Consider the following 21499-nt stretch of genomic DNA (forward strand, 5'->3'; position numbering starts at 1 on the left):
AACAGCGGATGGCGATCGCACGCCGCGACGGCATCGGATCACGTTTCGCCGTCCATGCAATGCGCAGAATCGGCAAACGCCGGAGCACGACCCTGTAGGCGGGTTCGTGCGTCGCTCTAGCGGAAGGCATGTAGGAACAGCCTTGCCAGACCTTATCGCAACTCGCAAGACGGCTGCCATCGGCTCAATCCCCCAACAGTGCCAATAACTGTCGACGATGTCTGACCAGAGGGGGACACGCCTGGCGCGCTCGCGCCCACTTTCGACAGGTCCGCAGCCCGGGCGACCGCCTTGTGCGGGATGCTATTCGAGCGGCAGCCCTTCCCGATCGCCCGCTCACTGGTTTGGGCGGATGGGCCCGCTACTGCCGAGCCTCTCTTTAGCAGGTCCGCCCTGGCGTGGACCTCACGCGGCAGGCAGCTCACACTCGCATTCCGCGCCGTCCCCCGCATTGCCCGGCGCTGCCGTAACAGGCTCGGCGCCCAGGACGATGGCTGGCAATCTGGGCAGACCAGGGCGTTGGCTGTAGGCCGCGTATCTCTGCAGCAGGCGGGTGATGAAGGGTGAGAGCAAGCGGCCGGCACGGTGGTCCTTGAACTCGTTCCATTTGACGACCTTCAAGTCGCGGAACCCGAACCGGATGGCCTTGCCGTCATGCATGGCAAAGACGATTTCTTCGTTGTGCTGATCGTTGAGGTTGCCCATCGCGAAATTGATCTTCTTCGCGAGATCATCCCCGAGGAGCTCGCGACCCTTGAGCAGATACAGTTGCGCATCCTTTGTCTTGCCGCGGATGACACAGTCGCATTCGGCGCGGATGTTGATGAAGTACCGCCGCTCGCCATTCTCTTCCTTCACGAAGAAATCGCCCGGCGCGAAGCTTTCCTTTTCAAGGTGCGTACCAGGGACCACGCGCTCGCCCTGCAGGACCTCAAGAAGGGCTTTCTGGTAGGCCTCGGCATTCGCCGCCTGCACGGCGTCCAGTCCCTCCACGAACGGCTTTAGATCCACGTCCAGAGACGGCATACGGGCGGTAACCAGGCGACTGATCAGGTGACCTAGTTCGTTGGCAGCGCCCACCTCGTCCTTCTCAAACGTCTGCCAGAGCATGACCGGCCAATACGGATTGCGGTCGTGGAAGTCGGCGAAGAAGGCATTCAGCGCCTTTACGTGGTCGCGCTCCCATTTCTTTAATACCAACGCCGAGGGCGTCTTCTCGGCCCACTGGTTGAGCACGTCATAGACCTTGGCACCGACTTCTGCCTTGTCGCGGACCATGAGGTGTTGCTCAGATCCATCGTCGGGGTACAGGTCGGCGTCGACCAGGTACTGGCGGACTTCGTCGACGTTATTGTGCGTAAAGATGAACACGGGTGCATGCCGGTGCTGTCCGAGCCGCTTTAAGAAAGCAATGTTCGCTGCCGCTTGTGCGTCCTTTCCCTTCTTGTCGATCGTAATGCCAAATCCAAACCCTGACAGGTTCCAGTCCATGATGAAGAACGAGACGTTGGAAAAATTGTCCAAGTCCGCTGTGTCATCGGGCAGGCTCGTCAGGTTGACGGTGTGGCCGCCTCCATCCTTGATACCCTGGATGATTTCGTTGATGAGATCGTCGCCTTCGGTGCCGATGCTGTCGTCGATCACGACGGCCACACCCTTGAAGTAACCTTGGACATCGACGTTTTGTCGTCCCTGACTTGCCGCGTTCATTGCTCGCCCCCTTTGACGAACGAAATGGTGAGATTGGCCCCCGAGAGGATGCGATCCTGCCTAGTCGAGACCTCGATGGAATAATCGTGGCGATCCAGTAGCTGACGAGCGATATACAAGCCCAGGCCGCGCCCGTCCTCGCCCTTGCCCGAGAAGAACGCCTCGAACAGGTACGGAATGTCGTCATCACGAAAGCCCGGGCCACTGTCGGCGAAAACCATGATCTGGCGATCGCCATCCAGCAGCACCTCGATCTTGCGCGGCGGCTTTCGCCCTTCCAGCCAAAAGGTTGCGTTGTCGAAGAGGTTCAGGAACAACTGCAGCAGTACCGCCTCAGTGGTATTGGCCACCAACGGCGAACCCACGGCAACGACCTCGAACTCGATGGCCTCCTTCTCCAGCATTGCTCCATAGAAGCGCTGGACCTTCTGCAGGACATCGGCCACGCGCAGGTTCTGGCGGCGCTGCTTGGTCGACTTGAACAGTTGTTGCATATCCTTCATCTGCGCCTCGACGAAGGAAAGCATGCCGCGCACCGAGGTTAACTCCGGGTGCAGCAGGTCGGGATCGATAGGCCGCTTACGGCCGGCCTGAACAATCAGCGCGTCGAGTTTGCGCAAGGCCGAGCCCAGACCCAACATCAAGTCGTGCGAAGCAGCTTCCACCGACAGGCCTACACCAGCCAAGTGCTCAGAGTTCTCCGCACGCTGGGTCAGGTAGCGGCGCTCGGCCTTGTACTGCTTGCGTGCCTCGGAAAGCTTCTGCGTCGCATCGGAGGTATTACCCTCGGCAATAGCCCGGGTCAGGTCCTCCAACGACTTTTCCACCTCGTTGCCCTTGAACACGGCCACGTCGGTGCGGTTCTTCTTGTCCTGAATCAGCAGCTTGTCGTACGGATCCTTGCGTATCCAAGCGAGGAAAGTCTGGAGCAGCGCTCGGAAGTCGTCGGTGGCGTTGCCCACGTCCACCAGTCCCTCGCGACTGGTCTTGTCACGCAGGTTCGGATTGTCCGCCTGGGTGATTTCGACCATGCCCACGACCTGGTCGTTGCTTAGGAATTCGCTCGCCTTGATCGTGCCTCGGCGTACATCAATGAGCAGCCAGTCGTCTGAAGGGTCGCCGTACGGGTAGACCCTGATGCCATCGCGATACAGATAGATGCGGTGCTGTTTGATCAGGTCTCGATCCGGGCCCTCCAGACGGTGCTTCGTAGCCGCATCTTGGTTGAGATCAAAAACGTAGAAGCTAAATTTGAAAGGGCCACAGGCTGTGGTGCGGTCCTCGAGCAGAAGGTGCTTGGCCGAATCACGAAACTGAGCGCGATAGACCGGCAGCACAGTAAAGCGCGGGTCGAGCAACCCTATCGTCTGCGATTTGCCGTTGATACTGAAGTGGAAGGCCTTGCCCGCCTCGTCGTACTCGCCATGAATTTTGAAGGCCGCACGCGTACGCATCAGCTCGGTCAGCACATCGCGGCGATCGGCGGCGAACGGCTCATAAGCATTGTCGCGATAGATGAAAAGCTCGAATGGATCGACATTCTTGGCATCAGCGTCAGCATCAGCATCAGCATCAGCATCGGCCGTGGCATCCGGGTTTTTCAGCAAGCCTGCATCGAAGATCGACTGCAGGCGAATGAGGTCCTCATATACTTTTGCTACCTTGTCCCGCGACCAAGTACCAGCTAAGGCGCCAATTTCAATCCGCGTCCCATGGGCCGGTCGCTGCTCGACGGCGGTACCCAACTCGACCTTCTGGCGCCGAATCACTTGCGCCGGCGCCACTTCTGACAACGAAATACGCAGGTCGTCCAGGAAGATGCCTTCGTCGCCGCTGAGGAAGTTTTCATCGAACGCGGACACGTCTAGATTCAGCACGTGCTCACCAGCCTCGCGCTTGGGGCGCGTGGTAATTGTGATATTGCGGCCAATCTTAAGTAGGGCAAAACGACCAATGCCCTTCTCACCTTGGATGACGCGTTTCTTTGCCGTGCGCGGCTTGCTCTTCTTGCCAATCAACTTCATTGGTGTGGCAGGATTGACCCAGTGGTTCTCGATGACGTCCAGGGTCATCCCCAGGCCATCATCCTCGATGATGATGCGGGCGTGTGCGCCCTGCGGGCGGAAATCAACGTCAAAGCCCTCGAAAGTCACCTTTACCCAGCTGGCATCAGCGTCATAAGCGTTCTTGATGAGCTCCACCAAGGCGACGCGCTCATTTTTGATGAGTTGATCGCCCAGCATAGTCAGCAGTCGGGCATACGGCTTGAACTTGAGCTTGCGTGCTCGGGTCATAGATGGGCCATGAGGACATATTCGTGAGCATAGACATGGTGCCCCGTCCGCGTCCGGCTGAAACGTCCGGAGTTGTCGCGGAACGGGGTAGCGATCTTGTTTGAAATGGTCCGGCGCACCGCGCGGACGCGGCCAAAGCCAGCATCCAGCAGCGATTCGGCCAGATGTGAGGCATTGTCGATGTCCACGCCTGCGTACTTTGTGTTGCCGATGACGAACATGGCAATACCCTGAGGCGCAAGTAACTCGCGACAACGGCGGGCGATCGCCTGCATGTCGATATAGTAGTTGGCTACCGCGCTGGCCGCGCGACGGTCCTGGTCGTACAGCGAAAAGACGACTTGGTTGCCGATGCGGTTGAGCTGGTTGACGCTGCGCTTGAGGTTCAGGCTGTGTTGCGCGCTGCCGATCGAGCCTGCGCGCAGGTCGCGATAGTCATCCGCGTAACCCAGCCACAAGGACGAGAGTTGATGCAGATCGGCATATTCATATGAGGTCACATACGGCGGGCTCGATATGATCATGGACACCAGCCGTTCCGGCCGCGCTACGGTAAGCGCATTTGCCCGGTGGATCTCCACGGGCCGTTGTCGGTGTGCTGGCCGACCCTCCTCGGACAGTGCGCGAGCTAGGCGCCCCATGTGTTGCGCGAACGTGGGTAGCACCGGGCTGGGGATCTTGGTCGGGTGGAGCGCCGGTTTGATCGATCGCTGCCGCCATTGTGAGCAGGCCTTCAGGATCGCCGAGAACATGCATTCATACGCGTCTCGGTACATCGAATCGGTCGGCGTCTCCTCGCGGATGGCCGCGAGCAGACTACCCAAGGCGTCGAACTGGCCGGGTTGGAACCAGCGTCGTAGGCGTTCTTCAGCGGCCGGTGACAGGTCCGGACGCTCGCCACCTCGTTCGGCGCGCCTCAGCACGGAGCCGAGGTAACTCAGCAGTGTCTGCGGATCGAGCCGGGCGCTCTTGGTCCGAGCGATCAGAGTGGCCACCGGATTGATGTCGCAGCCCCAGAAAGCAAGGCCCGCGCGTTGGGCTTCGTGAGCCACGGTGCCGCAACCGCAGAAAACGTCGGCCACCCGTCGTGGATTCAGTCCGTGCCCTCGAGCATACGCGAACGCGCGCGTGGCAATGAAGGCGGGAAATTTAGCCGGATATGCATGTATGCGATGCATCCGCGGTTCACGCTCGTCGGACACGTCCCACGCAGGATCAGCGGGCACGTCGCGCAGTCGCCGACTCCAGAGCTGGTCTACATCCGTGATGTCCACAAAGAGCGTCTCCATTTCGCTTACCTCGCATGATAGGGGATGCATGATGGCTTGCATAGTATGCATAACATGCATATCCTGTTCAAACCATGCAACGTCAACCCACCCTTCCCACTGCCGACATCATTAAGCAGGCTCGGACGAAAAGCGGGCTTTCTCAAGGGGATTTCGGCCATACACTCGGGAAATCCCAAGGGGTCATTTCCCGATACGAGAAGGGAACGGTGACGCCTCCCGGAGATGTGCTTATGCATTGTATGAATATCCTCCGCGGGGACGTGCACCCTCCTTCGGCCAACGATCCGGGGAACGATCCGGGGTGGGACACCGTAATGGCCGCTCTTGACTCGCTGTCATCCGCCATACGCGGAATGAGGCAGCAAGGACTACGGCCGGCGGGCCATTCCAATCGCAATCGCAATCGCTGAGACAAACCCTCATAATCATTTGGTGCCAGGAATGGCGCCCTGACAGGAACATGACCGATGCAGATCCGCACCGTTCACCCCTTCCCTGCCCGCATGGCACCGGAACTCGCCCTTGACTCGCTGGCCTCACTGCCGCCTGGCAGCACTGTCCTGGACCCGATGACCGGTTCTGGTACCGTGCTGCGCCAGGCGCTGGCTCTCGGCCATGCTGCAGTGGGCTTTGACATGGACCCGCTTGCGGTCCTGATGAGCCGCGTCTGGACCACGCCAGTGGACGAGGCCGCCGTCATCAATGAGTACCGCACGGTAATGGCCGAGGCGGCCCGCGTGGATCTGCGTACCGACCGCCCTGCCTGGCACGACGAGGAGACGCGCACGTTCATCGATTACTGGTTCGCGCGGGACCAGCGCCTCGCCTTGAGCCGTCTGGCCGTCGTACTGGCGCGCCGGCGCGCCGCCCGCCTTGGCGCGATTCGCCGGCGCGCTGTCGATGTACTGCAGATCGCACTCAGCCGCATCATCATCACCAAGGAACAATGCGCCTCGCTGGCTCGCGACACCTCGCATAGCCGGCCACACCGGGTTAGCCTAGAATCGGGCTATGACGTAAACGCGGGTTTCCAACGTTCGGTCGAGCAGGTGATCAAGCGTCTCAAGGATCAGCCCCGTGACGGCGGCACGAATGCCCCGGCCGCCGCAGTCCAGTTGGGCGACGCCCGTCAGATCGCCCTGGCCGATGGTAGCGTCGACTACATACTGACCTCGCCCCCGTACCTGAATGCCATCGACTATATGCGCGGCCACCGTATGTCCTTGGTCTGGCTGGGTCATCGTCTGGCTGACTTGCGCGCAATCCGTTCCAATACCGTAGGCGCTGAGCGTGGCGGTGAAGCCGCCAACTCCATGGTGGAGAGCGTGGCCCAGTCCATGTGCGATATCGAAGTGCTCACTCCAAATCATCAGCGCATGGTCCGACGCTACGCGCACGACTTGATTCAGATGATGCAGCAGGCCGCGCGTGTGCTACGCGTTGACGGTCGAGCCACATACGTCTTGGGCAATTCCTGTCTCAAGGACACCTTCATCCGGAACTCCGATGGCGTGCGATGCGCTGGGATTCATGCTGGCCTGTCACTGGTCAGCGAGACCGAGCGTGACCTGCCTGCCGCCAGTCGTTACCTACCTGTCACCGCGACCGGCACGCTGTCCAAGCGTATGCGCACCGAAACGATCCTGACGTTTGAGGCTCGTGCTGCGTAAGCAGCACCGTCGCCGCGCGCCACTACCAGGCAGGCGGCCTGCGACCGAAACATTCTCGAACAATTGATAGGGTGAACCGCCTCAATCGAGCCGCCAGAGACCGACGAAGACTGACCGGCAGACTCACCTACTTGGCTGGTGCCTTCACAAGTCGCCGTCGTTAAAGGCATCGACCTTTCTGCTTGTCGCTGCCTTATTCCTCGCACCATCACCTGCCGGTACAGACGCTTTGATTCGATGAGTTGGCCACTGGCTGGTCGTCCACCACGACAAGGGGATCTCTCGACGGGTTGTCGCCGGCCTTGATCGCGTCGCTCCTGGACTTCAATTGAGCCGAGCGAGCCGCCGCTGACTTGGCAATACGATCAATCGCTCCAGGCGCATCAGTCGCGGACGACGATTGATGGCAATAGGCTACGATGGCCTGCAGCTCATTCGAGAGCGAATCGGTGTATGCGGCCTCGGCATCGAATGCGCTGCTCTTCTTTTCGCCTTCTGCAGCTGCCCTGGCGCTGGAGTCAATTGCGTTGATCGCCGCTGTCGTCACTTTGGGTTTAATGTCTGAGAATACCTTTGCAACGAATGCGAGGCCGCCTCGTTCTGGCCGAGTCTCGACCACGGTAGCGGTCACCGTGACAGGAACGGCAACCTCATCGGTCGATTGCACGACGACAACTGGCGCTTTGGCGGCGACAGGCTGATTCGCCGTACTATCACCTGGGATACCACCGCCAGCGCCACTACCTGCGTCGGTGCTGGCCGGCGCCGCAACTCTGTCCTTGTTTTCAAGAGTCAGCCGTCCGGCACGATCCCGCTAAATGAGTCGTTTGGGGAGCGAGACGTGTGCGAGGATATGGACGTCCGCGAAATCGCGGCGCGCTAGCGGCGACAGCCGCTTAATCGAGGCGCCTTGCGCGCGTTGAGTGCGCGGAAATTCGCCGCGTGCCCGATGATAAGCGCGTAGAATCATGCACTTACGTAATAATCGGGTGCGACGACGTCATCTAGCGGATACCGACATGTCGTCGGTCGCATTTGTCGGCGACCAGTCCCATAACCAACAAATCCTGTCACCCCTCGAAATGATGTCACGTTCTGGCGACTCCCAGCCATAACTCGTTGTTGTAGCTGGCCCTCGCGCGATGGTCAAACGCGGCGAGCGGCCACGGAAAAAGACCGCCATTACGCTCACGGAGCTTGAGGCCATGCTGGCCACCTGCGACGACAGCTTAGAAGGTCTTCGAGACCGCGCCCTACTCTGCTTTGGCTTCGCCAGCGGTGGTCGCCGGCGCAGCGAATTGGCGGCGGCAGATCTGCGTGACCTGCGCCGGGTTGGCCCGCAGGGCTATATTTACAGGCTGGAGCACAGCAAGACTCAGCAAGCGGGTGTCAACGCGACATCGACCCCCGACAAACCCGTTCTCGATCGCGCCGCCCAGGCGCTTGAGGCCTGGTTGGCTGCGGCAGATATTATCGCGCAGCGTCATGCCGTGGCCCGACAGGAAGGAATTCGCATCGTACGGTGTGCGTTCGATCACCATCGGCGCCGCGGTTGCGCCACGCGGAAGCACGATGACCGTGTGCAGCTTCACGCCATCGCGCATCGGAATCATGACCTCGCGCCTGATGAAGTCCTGGTCGGCGCCTGGCTCGTGCCATTCCTTCGGGGTGTCGCTGCCGAGCTGGACAGGGCTGACCTGCGCTACCTGGGCTGCGACGGTTGAGAAGAACAGAAGTAGCGCCGCAGCGACGAGCATCCTGGATGACATTCTGAGATCCTCGACGTGACCTGCCGTAACGGCGCCCTTTCGCTTCCCTCAACCCTCGTCCTGCCAACGACGGAGGTACGTCTGGTCATGGTACGGCATGCGGTCCGGCGTGGTGATAAATTCCATCGTCGTGCCCCACGGCATCTGGCAGTAGCACACCTTGTTGCCCGGGCCTTTCTCGGTCGCATAGGGAATGGCGCGGGGTGCCGTCAGCGCCTTGCCGCCCGCCTTCTCGAAGCGCGCGACGGATACGTCGATGTCGTCGGTGTAGAGCGCGAAATGCGTGATGCCGAAGTCGCTGGCACGGATGGGTTGGGCCTGCTGCGGTCCGTGCATCTCGAACAGCTCGATGTCGGGGCCGGTACCGAGCTTCACCATCGCCTGCGCGCGCACGATGGTGCCGGGATATGCACCCACCCCGCGTTCGAACTCGGGACCCTGGCGCGGCGGGTCCTCCGGCCCGAACGACTGATAAAGAAGCTGGCCGCCGAAGGCTTCGATGAGGAACGCTTTCGCCGCCTCGATGTCCGGAACGGTAATGCCGACGTGGTTGACGCCGCGGATTTCAGGTGCAGACATGATGGTCTCCGTTTGGGTTTGACGTTCGATGAAAAGTTTGACGCAAGCCTCGATGATCGGAGACGTGCTTACGCGCCGGCCCGGATCACCCGGCGCCGAGAAACGCGATCAGTGCTGCGGCGACATCGGCGGGCTGTTCGTCCGCGACATAGTGACCGCAACGGTCGATCGAGCCGCCGGATACGTCGGTCGCGAATTCGCGCAGCATCGATACCATCCGCGGGCCGAAACGGTGATCTCCGCCCAGGGCCAGAACGGGTATGCCGAGCGGCTGCTTCTTGTATTCGAGCGCCGCCGCATGATCGGCGGCGAGCGTTCGATACCACTCCATGCCGCCGCGTGTCCGCCCCGGGAGCGCCATGGCTTTCGCGAAGATCTCGACATCCGCCGGGTTGAAGCTGCTGTGGTCGTAGAACCGCTCGGCCATGAAAGCCGAGATGTAGTCGTATTCCCGGCCGTGGATCAGCCGTTCCGGCACGTCGCGGGCCGCGTGGAACGAGAAGTGCCAGAGTTTCGCGACGGTCTCCTCCCATCCGCTCCAGCCCGGCAGCGGTACGTCGAGCACGGCGAGGTGACTGACCGCGTCGCGGAACAGCGCCGCTTGCGGCAAGGCGACCATGCCGCCGATGTCGTGACCGCACACCGCGTAACGCTCATGGCCGAGCGAGCGCATGACCTGATGGGCGTCGCGGGCCATCGTGGCTTTGTCGTAGCCGTCGAGCGGGCAATCGGAGAAGCCGGCGCCGCGCAGGTCGATGGCGACGACGCTGAAATGCCTAGCGAGAAGAGGCATCACGCGATGCCACTCCCACCAGGTCTCGGGCCAGCCATGAAGCAGCAGGATGGCCGGGCCTTCACCGCCGGTGACGGCGTTGATCCTGATGCTGTTCACCGGAATCAGCTGCTGGCTGAAGCCCTCTAGATTGGAAAACATGTTCGAACTCCATCGAAGAATGGCATCGGAACCGACTGTGCGCCCACGCTCACGGCCGTTCGAAATCGGTTTTGATCGAGACGTCGCGCCACGCGTCGATGTCCCTGCGGAACGCCGCCAGTTTTCGCTCGACGATGTCGTGGGCCACCGGGCCAAGCGGCAGGTGCAGCGGCGGTTCGTCCGCATCGACGGCCTGCAGGATCACGGCGACCGCCTTATCGGGATCGCCGGCCTGCTTGCCGTCGTTCGATTCGCGATACTGGCGCCGCGAGGTCGTCACGTATTCCGGTATCTCGTTCGACGCCATCGTGATCGAGCGACCCAGGAACTCGGTCCGGAACGGCCCCGGCTCGACGAGGATCACCCGCATGCCGAATGGCCTGAGCTCTCCCGCGAGCGCTTCGGACAGTCCTTCGACGGCGAACTTGCTGGCGTTGTAGTACCCGCCTCCCCCGCTACCAGCGATGCCGGCACCGGAGGACATGTTGACGATCGTGCCGCCGTTGCGCCGCAGGGTCGGGAGCAACGCCCGGGTCGTCTCGATCAGGCCGAAGACGTTGACATCGAACAGCGGCCGGTATTCCTCCGCGGTGCCCTCTTCGATCGCACCGAACAGACCGTAGCCGGCATTGTTGACGAGAATGTCGATGTCGCCGAAGGTCGCTATCGCCTTCGCGACGGCGGCGTCGATCGATGTCGCATCGGTCACGTCGAGCGGCAATGCGAGCATGCGTCCATCGAATCGGGCGGCCATCTCACGAAGGGTCTCGACGTTCCTGGCGGTAGCAATAACGCGATCGCCTCGCTCGGCAGCAGCGAGTGCAAGTCGCTGGCCAAATCCGCTGGAGCAGCCAGTGATGAGCCAGGTCTTCATGGGTGATGCCCCAGATCGCGGTCGGATGCGGCTATCACTGACCAATCCTTCTCGCCAAGGCCTGCCGATACGACGTTGGCGAGCCGCTCGCGAACGACATCGAGCATCGGCAGCGGGCGGCCGGCTTTCTCACTCAGCTCGCTCGCAAGGCGCATGTCCTTGAGCGCGAGCTTCGCCTTGAAGCCGGGCTCGAACGAGCGCGCGGTAATCTGGGCGCTGTAGCTCTCATAAGCACGGCCGGCGAACAGGGTGCCGAGGATGAGTTCGAAGAAATGGGCGCGATCCAGACCGACGCTTTCGGTCAGCGCGACGCCTTCGACCATCGCCTCGATCGCCATGGCGATCATCATGTTGGCCGCGAGTTTGGCGGCGTTGGCCTGGGCCGGGTCTTCGCCGAACTTCCAGACTTTCTTGCTGAGCGACGAGAGCACGGGCTCGATGGCGGCCACGCTGTCGGCCTTGCCGGCAGCCAGAATGTTGAGCTGTCCGCTTGCTGCGACGTTCGGCCGTCCTAGCACCGGTGCCGACACGTACCCTATCCCGGCCTCGTCGTGAAGCATCGTCAGTTCCCTAGCGAACCCTACCGAGATCGTCGAGGTGACCACGTGGATCAGCCCCATGCGGGCGTTGCGAAGAAGGCCTGCGTCGAGAACGACTTCGCGAATCACCGCGTCGTCCGACAGCATGGTGAACACCACGTCCGCACGGAATGCGTCCTCCGGGCCGCTCAGTAGCGTGACTCCGGGTACCGTGTCTGCAGCGACGGGGCTTCGATTCCAGGCCAGCACCTCGTGTCCCGCCTTGACCAGATTGCAGGCCATGGCGGCGCCCATGCTGCCAAGACCGATGAAACCGATCTGCATATCTATCTCCTGCGATGTCGAGAGGCTCAGGCGCGACCTGCGGATTGCGCCGCTGCATTCAAGCTATCAAGAACAATAATGTTAGGGCACTGACGATCATGCACATTACGCGTGCAAATATGTTCGACATAGTGCGCGCGGCCGAGGGAAATGGATCGCGGCATAAGTGCTGACCGGGTGATTGCCGCGAGCACCCATCGCGGCCGAGGCCCGCTCCCACGCGCAAGGCGCGCGGGAGGCTGCTGGTTTAACCGGCGGTCGCGAGTACCGCGTCGGCGATGCGAAGAAACTCGCGCAGGCGATCCATCCGCTTGAGGTCGCGGTGATACCCGACCCAGATGTCCCTGCCCGGCGGTGATCCGATGGCGTCGACGCGCTGCAATCCTTGCATGGCGTCCCCCAACGGACGTGGCAAGACAGCCAGACCCGCACCTCTCAGGCACATGTGTGCCTGCACCGTCCGGCTCGTGCTGGCGAAGACTCGACGAGCGTCGGGGAATCGCTCTCGCAACCAGGCGACATCGGGAAAATGGGACTGTGCTTCGTTCATGAAGATGAGACCGACGGCTGCCGGATCGTCGCCCAGGCATTCCAAGGTCGTGGCCGAGCCGTAGAGCCCGTAGGGCATGGTCAGCAGGCGACGCTGGACGACGTCGGGTTCGGTGAACGGCACAAGGCGAAAGGCGAGGTCCACGTCGCGACGCGACAGGTCGGACAAGCGATATCCCGCGATGACCTCGGGTATCACCGCCGGATGGCGGCTGCCCAGTTCCATGATGACCGGAGCGAGCACATGGTTGGCGAACCATTCCGCACAACCAATGCGTAGCACGCCCTCAAGACCCTCCTGGTTACCCGCAAGCCGACGTTCCATCGATAGCGCGGATTGCTCCATCGCCTCGGCGGCGGACACGATGGCGTCGCCAGCATCCGTCAGAACGAGCCCGTCGGCCGTCCGCCGGAACAACGTCTGCCCGGCCTCCTCTTCCAGCACCTTGATGCGACGCCCCACCGTGGGGTGGCTCACGCCAAGGCGACGTGCTGCTTCACCGTAGGAGCCGCTCCTGAGCACCGACAGGAAGATCCGGACGTCGCTCCATTCCATGTCTGTGCCTTCGTAGTGGGAAGTTGACGGGAATATATCGCATCGATCGATATGCACGCCTGGAATGCCCAGCCGGCGCGTGCATAAATGTAAAACGAAGCTGCAGAACTGGTAGTCCTCAGGCAGTCACGAACGTCCCACAATGGCGGCTGCATGGCCCATGCCGCTGGAGAACTGCCGATGTCAGCCAACGATACGCGCGTCGTGATCTACGTCATTTACACGGGCGAGGCGAGTGATCGCTTCGATCGAGACTACTACGACGCGACCCATCTCCCTCTCGTCATGGATGCGTGGGCAAAGTACGGCCTGCTTGGCACGACAGCGTTTTTCCCGTCGCAGGATCGCATCGGCACGATTGCCCTGTGCGAATGCGTCTTTCGCGACGAGGCCGCTCTGGAAGCGGCTTTCGCTTCGCCCGAAGCGGCGGCAGTCATGGCCGACGTGATCGCATTTACCGACCTTATACCGACGCGCGTGCGAGCCGCACCGCTCTGACGTCGAGTGGCGGTCTGCTCCCGCCCCGGCCGCCCGAGCACCGGGCGACGTCATGAAAGGTCCGGTGCATCTGCGTCGTAAACCAGGATGTCTCCCGGCTGGCAGTCGAGGTATTCGCAGATCGCCGCGAGCGTCGCAAACCGGATGCCGCGCACCTTTCCCGACTTCAACAGCGACAGGTTGCTCTCCGTGATTCCCACGTGCGCCGCAAGGTCGCGCGAACGCACCTTGCGCGCCGCAGGCCCATCCCATCCACGGCCGCACGGTGGGTCGGATCGTCGAGCAAGAACCTGACGAATACCGTAGCGTCCGCACCCGCTGCTCGTGTAACTGCACCAAGCTGATGGGCGAGGTCGGGATCTGCATGCTGCTGGAGACCGTTCACGAGCACCTCGGCCGGATCGATACCCATGAAACCAGTACCGCCTCACGTACCCCCGATAACCAGCTTTAATCGCCCTCCCCTGTGGTCTCATCGACTGGCGACACGGGTTGGATGCGAGCTCCGAATCGGACAGAAGGAAGGCCTCATTCGCAGGATGCTTAATGCACAAGTATGCGCAGAGTCTTCCCGGTAATTGGAAACCCTATTCGGCTGTGCACTGTGATAGACGAGCATGGAAGTGAGCACTCTTGCAAGCTGGCGCCATCATTACCTTGCTTGATTCAAGGTGAAGTAGCCAAGCGGAGTACCTCCTCCAAGTCCCAGGCTGAAGTAGTCGCCGCTTACCGAAGGACCTCCGAGCGGGCCTTTTAGCCAAAGATACGCATCGCAAACCCCATTGCGACCAATTGTGAGTTGCTTGTTTTCAATCTGATATGAGAGTGGATCTGATGTTGGGAAGAAATTCTTGTCCCGCGTCGTCGATGAAACGATCTCCAGAACCTTCCAGTCGCCACTAATGCAAGATTGCGCCTGCTCGTCTGTGAACTTCACCTTGAGAGTGGCAACGACACGATGTTCAGGATTCTCGATAGATAGGATCCACGGGCCGGAAAGCTCACTACTGCACACTGAAATTAGAAAGAAGGAGGCTGGCGGCGACGAGTATCGCTTTAAGAGGTGGTGTCGTCATGAGGTTCAACTCCTGGTGAGACTTATAAACCTACTCAAACACCGAAAGATCAACCCCCTCCCCCATCGCCTTATACCCCGCGGCCCCCGGATGTAACCCATCCTCCGATCCAAACTCCGCGCGCATGTTCACCGGATTTTTCGGGTCCCGCGCAACTTCATCGAAATCAACCACGCCATCCGCCTCACGCGACGTCCGTATCCAACGATTGACTGCTTGCCGCGTGTGCTCGTTCTCTGGCGAATAATGTGTCATCGACACACCGAACGGCATGATCGTTCCCATGATGACCTTGACTCCACGCGCATGAGCGCGAGCGATGATCTGTCGATAACCGGCGATCAGATCCTCGGGCGTCACCACGGGTTGGTTGCCGAACACCGTGTGCCCCGACATGCCGATATCGTTCGTACCCTCGAGGACAATGAGGTGCGACAGCCCATCGATCCGCAGAACGTCGCGGTCAAGCCGGGCAAGCGCGGACGGCCCCCAACCGGCCCCCAGGACACGATTGCCGCCTATGCCGGCATTCACGACGGCATAATCGCCGCCACTCCGGCGTGCCGCGATCCGGCTTGCCAACACTTCCGGCCAACTACGGCTTTCCGTGAGTGCAGGACGATTGCCATCGGTAATGGAGTCACCCAGTGTTGCAATGACTCGCCGGGAAGACGGCGACAAAACGGCGACGCCCGTGATGGCGGGCCTGCCCACCATCGGCGTTCCCCCGGCAAGTTCGTTCTTCATCGTCTGATCGCCGGCCGCCACCACGACCGCATCGCCTCCCAGAGGATCGAGCTTGAATGATCCCCTGGCGTAGGTGCTGACGATCAGCTCGGTGCCGGATGCGACCGGGAGTGCGATGGGATCGCTAAGCACCGGGGCGCCCACAGGGACGGTGACATTGCGATGGCCGCCGAAGGTGACGGATTTAAGCGTGCCCGGTTTGGACGCATACCCCTCTCCGGCGAGCCCTACGCTCGCGGCGGTAAGAACCAAGGGCTCCGTCGCTTCCTCGTTCGAAACGCGGACGCGAATCTGCGGTCCCCCTGCCGATACGACGAGGCGGACTCGTTGCGTACCGCTCGCGGTCTGCGGCCGCATCTGCTCGACCACCGCAGGCGGCATCTTGAATTTCTCCACCAGCATCTTTACGAATTCCGGTGCCAGCGGATCGTAACGGGCAGGACTGGACTGGTAGGCCTCACGCCAGACCCGGGTTTCCGTGGGTGCTGTCGATGCCCAAACCGTGGCGCCGAGAGCGCCCGTCACCGCGAAAGCGACCCCGAAAAATCCAGCTTTCGAAAACAGCTTTGAAAACATTCCGACTCTCCTGCACCCGGACACGAAACCTTGTTCCATCAACCGCCGTACTGCTTTGGAATCGGCAGCTCCGGTCGCTCACCCTGCCAATAGATCGTCACCACCCACCAGCGCTTGCCGTCGAACAAAAGCTGGAAGCTGTTGATGCCGCGCTGGAATGGCTTGCCATCCTTCTCGTGGCGCGACTCATAGGTGCTGAACACCTGGGCGATGTTGCCGAAGCGATCTTCCGTGCGATGCGCCTCTCGTTCGAAGAACCCGTCCTTCTTCAGCAACGGATCGCCCAGCCGGATGTAATCATCCACGCTCATCACATGTGCCGAAGTGACGCCATCCTTTCCCGTACGCGCTGAAATGAGGCGCGCGCCAGGCGCGAACAACGAACGCATGCGGTTCCAGTCGCGCTCCTGTCCCTTGGGACCTGAAATCACGTCGTAGACCGCTTCGATGATCGCGTCCATCGAAGCCACATCCGAGGGGCGCGCCGCGGGGGGTTCCGTCGTGCTCGCGGCGGCTGGAGCCGTTGCAGCGGGAGCGCTTTGCGCGGCGGTGGGCTGCAGCGGAACGCTTGCGAGAACGAGAGCGCAAAGCAACGTCGACTTACGAAGCAGCACGGATTCCACGGTGTCCCCTCCCCTGCCAGTGACATGCTGAAGGTCGCACGATAGGCAGCCGCGCGACCTCTAGCAAGTGCAGTCCGTCATCCCCGGTGGGCGGCCGGCAGCCACCCCCCTCCCGCGGGAACACCGGCCAGTGGCGATCGTCCTTACGCAGCTCTGCCTGCGAGCAACTCATCCAACTGCGCGAACTGTTCGGGCAGACCTTCCGCCGATCCAGCGAGGGCTTCGTCGAGGGCCGCACTCGTGGGATAGATTTCATGCAGGGTGACCCGCGTCTTCCCGGCATCCTCTTCGAAGCTCACCGTGGTCACGGCGCCCTGGTCGCTCTCTTCGTTCGTCCAAACGAGACGCTTGTTCGGCGTCACCTCTTTGTACGTGCCGAAGAACGCCATCGGTTGATCGAAGGCCGGATGCCGGAACACGAGTCGGTACGTACCCCCGGTGCGGATATCCATGTCGCACGACACCAGCGACATGCCCGCCGACTTCGGAACCCACCAAAGCTTGAACAGTTCGGGCTTGCTCCACGCTTCGAAGACGATGTGCACGGGGGCATCGAACGTTCGCGTCACGACCATTTCGCGATCGGACTTGCGGTTCACGGCGGTCTGGTTCGCGGCGGCGGAACTACTTTCTTTTGCTTTGGACATCTGCCTTCTCCTTGCGTTTCAGGTGTTCGACGAGATCGTCCAGAGCGTCGAAGCGAGCGCTCCAGAGTTGACGGTGCCTCTCGATCCAGGCCGCTTCTTCTTCCAGCCGGCGCTGTCCGAGCTTGCAGGTGCGTGTACGTCCGACCTTCTCCGTGGTGACGAGCCCCGCCTGCTCCAGGATGCTGACGTGCTTCTTCATGCCCGTGAGGGTCATTTGAAATCGTTGGGCGAGATCGGTGATCGAGGCGTCCGAACCCCCGAGCTGCTCCAGCACGCCGCGTCGGGTGACATCGGAGAGCGCGGCGAACGTCGCGTCGAGGCGGGCTTGATACTGAACCATATGGTTCACTGTAGGGCAGGCATGGGAGATTTGCAACCAGAGCACTTAAGATCTCCCGCGTCACTCCGAAGTGAGGAAACACCCACATGAAGAAGCTGGTAAGCGGAATCCTGTTCGGGGCCGTGCTGACGACCGCCGCTCACGCACAGACCAATGCAGGCGATCAGAAGTCGGATCCCGATCTTCCCTTCACCATCACGAAGGTCGCCAGCCTCGATCTTCCCTGGCGCATCGCGTTCCTGCCCGATGGCCGCATGCTGGTGACGGAGAAAGTCGGCCGGGTAGCCTTGGTAACCCAACAAGGCGCCAAGACGGACATCAAGGGCGTGCCGGCCAGCTATGTCGAAGGCCAGAACGGCATGCTGGGCGTCTTCCTTTCGCCCCATTACGCCCGCGACCACTATGTGTACCTCACCTACGTCGCACCGGGTGACTATGGCGGCGGCCTGGCGATGGGCCGGGGCAAGCTCGTGCTGGATGGCGATCAGCCCCGCCTGGACGACTTCCAAGTGCTTTGGCGCCAGATGCCCACAGGCAAGGGTGGCCAGGCCGGCGCCCAGATCGCTTTCTCGCCGGACGGCAAATACCTCTTCCTCACCGTGGGCGACCGCCAGCGCTTCACGCCCGCCCAGGACCCCGATCAACCGGAAGGCAAGATCCTGCGGCTGACGCTCGACGGCAAACCCGCGCCGGGCAATCCATGGGCGGGAAAGGTCGGCGCCCGCACCATCCCGCTGATCGATCCGGCGACCGATACCGAGGCGGCCAAGACGGCCCCCGTCGTCAGCACCTATACCTTCCCCGGACCCAACCTCACGCCGGCCGAAACGTGGTCCACCGGCCATCGCACGCCGTATGGCCTCGCCTTCGGTCCCGATGGTCGACTATGGGAACTCGAGCACGGCCCTCGCGGCGGCGACGAACTGAACCTGATCCAGCGTGGCAAGAACTACGGCTGGCCGTTGGTTTCCTATGGCGTGAACTACAACGGCGTGCCTATCCCCAACGCCGATACGCGGCCCGACCTTACCAACCCGGTGATCTATTGGGTGCCGGTGATCGCGCCAGGCAATCTCATGTTCTACAAGGGCGACCTGTTCCCGCATTGGAAGGGCAGCGCCTTGGCCAGTGGCCTCATCAGCGAGGGAATCATCCGCATCACTTTCGATGGCAAGGGCGGTGCCACCGCCGTGCAACGCTGGAGCATCGGCAAACGCGTCCGCGATGTTGAAGAGGCGCCGGATGGTTCGCTCTGGCTGCTTGAAGATGCGGAACCGGGTGGCCTGTACCACCTCACACCTCGGTAGTGGGCCAGGGTGAGGCAAGCACCCCATCGCCGCTGAAGCGGCTCCCACGACAGCGTCGGGTAGGCCGGGTAGGAATGGACCTGGGGGATTTAGGAATACACCTGTGGGAGCCGACTTGTCGGCGATCCCGCGGCAGCGGGCCAGGTCGAAGCAAGCACCCATCGCCGACAGGGTCGGCTCCCACCAGAGCGCTCCCTCCGGAGCGCGCCCGTCGGCTCCCACTGCCGTCGCGCTGCGACACTCAGGCCGAAGATCCTTGCCGTGCCACCGGGGCGGTGTCGCGCGTACGTGCGATGCGCTTGAGCAGCAAGGACCCGAGCACATGCAACGCGGGCCGTGGATCGCTCCACCGGAATACGTGCAGATCCGCCCTCGCCCACTGCATCGCCAACCGCAAGACGCTGCCGATTTCCTGCTTCGGCGTTCGCCCGAGGCTGGACAGGTCGTGGTGGAGATCTATGCACAACTTGCCGATCGGATAGCTTCGTGAGGCCATCCGCACCGGCTCGCCCAGTGCATCCTGCCAGGCCATCTCGCACACGTTCACCCCATAGCGGGCAGCGAATTCGACATACGTCCATGCGCGCGTGTTGACTTCGATGATCCTGAACTGGCCGTCTCGCGGATCGCGCTTGAATTCGGCGCTGAAGATGCCTCGGTAATCCACGTCGTCGAGCAGGCGACACACCTGCCCTACCGCCTCATCCGCCCGGTCCAGCGGAACGGAGCGCGAGCAGGAGCTGTTTCCGAAATCGGGAGGAGACATGCGCATCCGCTGGCGGACGAACAGCCCGGGATACGCACCGCTGGCGTCGCGGAATCCGTCGACGAAGAAATGCTCGGTCGCGGGTCCGGGGATGTATTCCTGGGCCATGAGCGAGAAGCCCTGGGCGTGCAGACGAGCCCATGTATCCCTTAGCTCGTCACGAGTGTGGACCCACACACCTTTCGCACCTACGACGTCGCTGAAACGCTGCGAGTTCACCGGCTTGATGAAAACGCGCTCTAGCGTTTCCATGGGAACGGCATCCACCTCGGCGAGTGAGCCGAGGTGAAACGTTCGAGGATGTGGAATGCCCAAGCGCTCGAGGTGGCGGGCAAAGGTGGCCTTGTCCTGCAGGAGTGCCTGGACCGCATGGCTGGCGGTGGATACCGGGAATCGCTCCTGAAGGTCGGACGGCAACTCGGACAACCACATGGCGATGTCGTCCGCGCCGGCGATCAGGACCGCGCGATCCAGCGGCATCGCGCGTAACGCGTCCTCCGCGGCGGGGCCCGGGCGACCATCCCATGACGCGCCCGGGACAGGACGATACCAGCGCGATCGCGTCGTAAGGTCGTCGGGCGGGCATGCCACATGGACGGGAATCCCGGCCAGGGTCACGGCACGCAGGATGCCGAGTGCCGTGGGCCCTTGGCCCATGACGATGACCGGCACACGGCCGGCGTCGACGACGTTCATGATTCCCCCTTGCGCGCGCCGCCCTGCCTGGTGACGATTCCATTACATCCCAAGGAGGCGCGAGGCGGCAGTCGGCCGCATGGCCTAACCTGGGACGCCTGCCCATAGCTCGATCGGCATACCGATGGAAGCGCCTATGTATGGGAGCGCGCAGATACTGCCTCAGCCCTTCCGTTCGATCAGGCGGGTGATCGCATCGTCCAGGGTGACCTGGCCCTTTCGGGCATGGGCTCCCCGGTCCTTGAAGTCGATCCAACCCTCATTGAAACCGTCGATCATCTGCATGCGCGGTGTTGGGTGACGCATGCCCTGCTGTCGGAAGATGACCTCCCACTGCTCACGCGGAACGACCTGGGCACGGACGTCCCGACCCAAGGCACGGCCGAACGCCGCCGCCATCTGGTGGGGCGTCACGCGCTCGGCGGCCTCCAGTTCGACGATCCGGTGTCCATCCCAATGTTCCATCAGTAGTGCCGCGGCGGTGCGGCCGACGTCTACGGTGGAAATCATCGGCACTTCATGGTCGAGTGGCTGAAGATACGAATGCAACACGCCTTCGTCGCGCGCCGACGCGACATCCCACTCCGCGTTCTCGATAAACCAGGCGGCGCGCAGGAACGTGATGGGAAGCATCACGTCCGCCAAGGCGGCCTCGACCATCCCGAGCGCGTTCAAGAGGTTCGGCTGGGTCGCCTCGGCGCCGATCGTCGACAGCACCACGACCTTGCCTGGTCGCGCCTGGATCAGTGCGCGGCGAACCGCATCGATACGAGGTTGTAGCTCAGGGAAGGTCGGCTCCGAGTCGTAGATCGGGGGGAAAAGGATAAAGACCCCTTCCACACCGCGCAGCGCCTCGGTGAGAGATTCCGCGTCTTCGAGCTCGGCGACGGCTACCTCGCAGCCCTTGGCAGCCCACGACTGGCCTTTGCTTTTGTCCCGAACGATCGCGCGAATGCTCTTTCCCGCATCGAGCAAGGTGTTGGCGAGCTCACCGCCGACGCGCCCGGTAATGGCTGTAATAGCGAACATAGGTCACCTTTCAATAGTCGATTGCAGCTATGGCAAGGCTTGTCTGGGAAGACCTTGCCGACGATCGACTGTAGCCGCGGCGGACCACCTGTGATTAGATGCAA

At 61.9% G+C, this 21499-nt stretch carries 20 protein-coding genes and 1 pseudogene; 5 read left to right on the plus strand and 16 right to left on the minus strand.

All coding sequences use genetic code 11. From position 1 onward, the window contains the following. Nucleotides 1–405 precede the first annotated feature (405 nt). From AB6730_RS00620 to AB6730_RS00630, 3 genes are read right to left on the minus strand one after another with little or no spacing between them, the layout of a single operon-like run. Complete coding sequence (locus AB6730_RS00620) at nt 406–1710, minus strand: hypothetical protein (RefSeq protein ID WP_371021726.1); 1305 nt, start codon at nt 1708–1710, stop codon at nt 406–408. Continuing rightward, nucleotides 1707–4004 carry an ATP-binding protein gene (locus AB6730_RS00625; protein ID WP_371021727.1) on the minus strand — a complete coding sequence of 766 codons (2298 nt, stop codon included), beginning with the start codon at nt 4002–4004 and terminating at the stop codon, nt 1707–1709. Before AB6730_RS00625 ends, AB6730_RS00620 begins: the two co-directional genes overlap by 4 nt. Further along, nucleotides 4001–5293 (minus strand): hypothetical protein, encoded by a 1293-nt coding sequence (locus AB6730_RS00630; RefSeq protein WP_371021728.1) that lies wholly within the window; start codon nt 5291–5293, stop codon nt 4001–4003. The genes AB6730_RS00625 and AB6730_RS00630 overlap by 4 nt, the downstream gene beginning before the upstream one ends. A gap of 74 nt (nt 5294–5367) precedes the next feature. On the opposite strand from AB6730_RS00630, the gene AB6730_RS00635 reads away from it, so the two are divergent. Continuing rightward, nucleotides 5368–5706 (plus strand): multiprotein-bridging factor 1 family protein, encoded by a 339-nt coding sequence (locus AB6730_RS00635; RefSeq protein WP_371021729.1) that lies wholly within the window; start codon nt 5368–5370, stop codon nt 5704–5706. A gap of 57 nt (nt 5707–5763) precedes the next feature. Further along, nucleotides 5764–6966 (plus strand): hypothetical protein, encoded by a 1203-nt coding sequence (locus tag AB6730_RS00640; RefSeq protein WP_371021730.1) that lies wholly within the window; start codon nt 5764–5766, stop codon nt 6964–6966. Nucleotides 6967–7174: 208 nt separating this feature from the next. On the opposite strand, the gene AB6730_RS00645 is transcribed toward AB6730_RS00640, so the two are convergent. Further along, nucleotides 7175–7633, minus strand: a complete 459-nt coding sequence (locus tag AB6730_RS00645; protein ID WP_371021731.1) for a hypothetical protein — start codon at nt 7631–7633, stop codon at nt 7175–7177. Between the two features lie 469 nt (nt 7634–8102). Here AB6730_RS00645 and AB6730_RS00650 point away from each other — a divergent pair. Beyond that, nucleotides 8103–8438 (plus strand): annotated as a pseudogene (locus AB6730_RS00650) (integrase); the annotation flags it as partial. Between the two features lie 345 nt (nt 8439–8783). On the opposite strand, the gene AB6730_RS00655 reads toward AB6730_RS00650, so the two are convergent. The 5 genes from AB6730_RS00655 to AB6730_RS00675 form a co-directional block, all read right to left on the minus strand. Further along, nucleotides 8784–9314 (minus strand): VOC family protein, encoded by a 531-nt coding sequence (locus tag AB6730_RS00655; protein WP_371021732.1) that lies wholly within the window; start codon nt 9312–9314, stop codon nt 8784–8786. A gap of 85 nt (nt 9315–9399) precedes the next feature. Further along, nucleotides 9400–10248 (minus strand): alpha/beta fold hydrolase, encoded by an 849-nt coding sequence (locus tag AB6730_RS00660; RefSeq protein ID WP_371021733.1) that lies wholly within the window; start codon nt 10246–10248, stop codon nt 9400–9402. A 49-nt stretch (nt 10249–10297) separates the two neighbouring features. Then, nucleotides 10298–11122, minus strand: coding sequence for an oxidoreductase (locus AB6730_RS00665; RefSeq protein WP_371021734.1), 825 nt, complete (start codon nt 11120–11122; stop codon nt 10298–10300). Further along, entirely contained in the window at nt 11119–11985 is an 867-nt protein-coding gene (locus AB6730_RS00670; protein ID WP_371021735.1) for an NAD(P)-dependent oxidoreductase, read from the minus strand. The genes AB6730_RS00665 and AB6730_RS00670 overlap by 4 nt, the downstream gene beginning before the upstream one ends. Nucleotides 11986–12232: 247 nt before the next feature. Next, a complete protein-coding gene (locus tag AB6730_RS00675) occupies nt 12233–13147 on the minus strand; it encodes a LysR family transcriptional regulator (RefSeq protein ID WP_371021736.1) in 915 nt (304 codons plus the stop codon). 123 nt (nt 13148–13270) lie between these two features. On the opposite strand from AB6730_RS00675, the gene AB6730_RS00680 reads away from it, so the two are divergent. Then, nucleotides 13271–13588 carry an EthD family reductase gene (locus tag AB6730_RS00680; RefSeq protein WP_371021737.1) on the plus strand — a complete coding sequence of 106 codons (318 nt, stop codon included), beginning with the start codon at nt 13271–13273 and terminating at the stop codon, nt 13586–13588. A gap of 50 nt (nt 13589–13638) precedes the next feature. Here AB6730_RS00680 and AB6730_RS00685 read toward each other — a convergent pair whose 3' ends face one another. The 5 genes from AB6730_RS00685 to AB6730_RS00705 all read right to left on the minus strand — a co-directional run bounded on the left by AB6730_RS00685 (nt 13639) and on the right by AB6730_RS00705 (nt 17642). Then, complete coding sequence (locus tag AB6730_RS00685) at nt 13639–13815, minus strand: helix-turn-helix domain-containing protein (RefSeq protein ID WP_371021738.1); 177 nt, start codon at nt 13813–13815, stop codon at nt 13639–13641. Nucleotides 13816–14694: 879 nt separating this feature from the next. Next, a complete protein-coding gene (locus AB6730_RS00690; RefSeq protein ID WP_371021739.1) occupies nt 14695–15987 on the minus strand; it encodes an SGNH/GDSL hydrolase family protein in 1293 nt (430 codons plus the stop codon). Nucleotides 15988–16025: 38 nt separating this feature from the next. After that, nucleotides 16026–16448, minus strand: coding sequence for a hypothetical protein (locus tag AB6730_RS00695; RefSeq protein WP_371021740.1), 423 nt, complete (start codon nt 16446–16448; stop codon nt 16026–16028). A gap of 305 nt (nt 16449–16753) precedes the next feature. After that, nucleotides 16754–17257, minus strand: a complete 504-nt coding sequence (locus AB6730_RS00700) for an SRPBCC family protein (protein WP_371021741.1) — start codon at nt 17255–17257, stop codon at nt 16754–16756. After that, a complete protein-coding gene (locus AB6730_RS00705) occupies nt 17235–17642 on the minus strand; it encodes an ArsR/SmtB family transcription factor (RefSeq protein WP_371021742.1) in 408 nt (135 codons plus the stop codon). The genes AB6730_RS00700 and AB6730_RS00705 overlap by 23 nt, the downstream gene beginning before the upstream one ends. A 41-nt stretch (nt 17643–17683) precedes the next feature. Here AB6730_RS00705 and AB6730_RS00710 point away from each other — a divergent pair, with 41 nt between their 5' ends. Continuing rightward, nucleotides 17684–18904, plus strand: coding sequence for a PQQ-dependent sugar dehydrogenase (locus tag AB6730_RS00710; protein WP_371021743.1), 1221 nt, complete (start codon nt 17684–17686; stop codon nt 18902–18904). Between the two features lie 241 nt (nt 18905–19145). Here the strand turns inward: AB6730_RS00710 and AB6730_RS00715 are convergent, their stop codons facing one another. Both AB6730_RS00715 and AB6730_RS00720 read right to left on the minus strand, forming a co-directional pair. Continuing rightward, on the minus strand, nt 19146–20366 hold the full coding sequence (locus AB6730_RS00715) for a hypothetical protein (RefSeq protein ID WP_371021744.1): 1221 nt from the start codon (nt 20364–20366) through the stop codon (nt 19146–19148). Between the two features lie 162 nt (nt 20367–20528). Further along, nucleotides 20529–21395, minus strand: a complete 867-nt coding sequence (locus AB6730_RS00720) for an NmrA family NAD(P)-binding protein (RefSeq protein WP_371021745.1) — start codon at nt 21393–21395, stop codon at nt 20529–20531. Nucleotides 21396–21499: the final 104 nt, after the last annotated feature.

Origin of the sequence: Luteibacter sp. RCC_6_2, from assembly GCF_041360655.1 — a bacterium.
In the GTDB taxonomy this organism is placed as follows: domain Bacteria; phylum Pseudomonadota; class Gammaproteobacteria; order Xanthomonadales; family Rhodanobacteraceae; genus Luteibacter.

Bases quoted from the DNA above. Each gene is read 5' to 3' on its own strand.
- AB6730_RS00635 (WP_371021729.1), top strand. From the start codon at position 5,368: ATGCAACGTCAACCCACCCTTCCCACTGCCGACATCATTAAGCAGGCT.
- AB6730_RS00695 (WP_371021740.1), bottom strand. From the start codon at position 16,448: ATGGACGCGATCATCGAAGCGGTCTACGACGTGATTTCAGGTCCCAAG.
- AB6730_RS00670 (WP_371021735.1), bottom strand. From the start codon at position 11,985: ATGCAGATCGGTTTCATCGGTCTTGGCAGCATGGGCGCCGCCATGGCC.
- AB6730_RS00680 (WP_371021737.1), top strand. From the start codon at position 13,271: ATGTCAGCCAACGATACGCGCGTCGTGATCTACGTCATTTACACGGGC.
- AB6730_RS00715 (WP_371021744.1), bottom strand. From the start codon at position 20,366: ATGAACGTCGTCGACGCCGGCCGTGTGCCGGTCATCGTCATGGGCCAA.
- AB6730_RS00655 (WP_371021732.1), bottom strand. From the start codon at position 9,314: ATGTCTGCACCTGAAATCCGCGGCGTCAACCACGTCGGCATTACCGTT.
- AB6730_RS00625 (WP_371021727.1), bottom strand. From the start codon at position 4,004: ATGACCCGAGCACGCAAGCTCAAGTTCAAGCCGTATGCCCGACTGCTG.
- AB6730_RS00620 (WP_371021726.1), bottom strand. From the start codon at position 1,710: ATGAACGCGGCAAGTCAGGGACGACAAAACGTCGATGTCCAAGGTTAC.
- AB6730_RS00665 (WP_371021734.1), bottom strand. From the start codon at position 11,122: ATGAAGACCTGGCTCATCACTGGCTGCTCCAGCGGATTTGGCCAGCGA.
- AB6730_RS00710 (WP_371021743.1), top strand. From the start codon at position 17,684: ATGAAGAAGCTGGTAAGCGGAATCCTGTTCGGGGCCGTGCTGACGACC.
- AB6730_RS00700 (WP_371021741.1), bottom strand. From the start codon at position 17,257: ATGTCCAAAGCAAAAGAAAGTAGTTCCGCCGCCGCGAACCAGACCGCC.
- AB6730_RS00640 (WP_371021730.1), top strand. From the start codon at position 5,764: ATGCAGATCCGCACCGTTCACCCCTTCCCTGCCCGCATGGCACCGGAA.
- AB6730_RS00660 (WP_371021733.1), bottom strand. From the start codon at position 10,248: ATGTTTTCCAATCTAGAGGGCTTCAGCCAGCAGCTGATTCCGGTGAAC.
- AB6730_RS00630 (WP_371021728.1), bottom strand. From the start codon at position 5,293: ATGGAGACGCTCTTTGTGGACATCACGGATGTAGACCAGCTCTGGAGT.
- AB6730_RS00720 (WP_371021745.1), bottom strand. From the start codon at position 21,395: ATGTTCGCTATTACAGCCATTACCGGGCGCGTCGGCGGTGAGCTCGCC.
- AB6730_RS00690 (WP_371021739.1), bottom strand. From the start codon at position 15,987: ATGTTTTCAAAGCTGTTTTCGAAAGCTGGATTTTTCGGGGTCGCTTTC.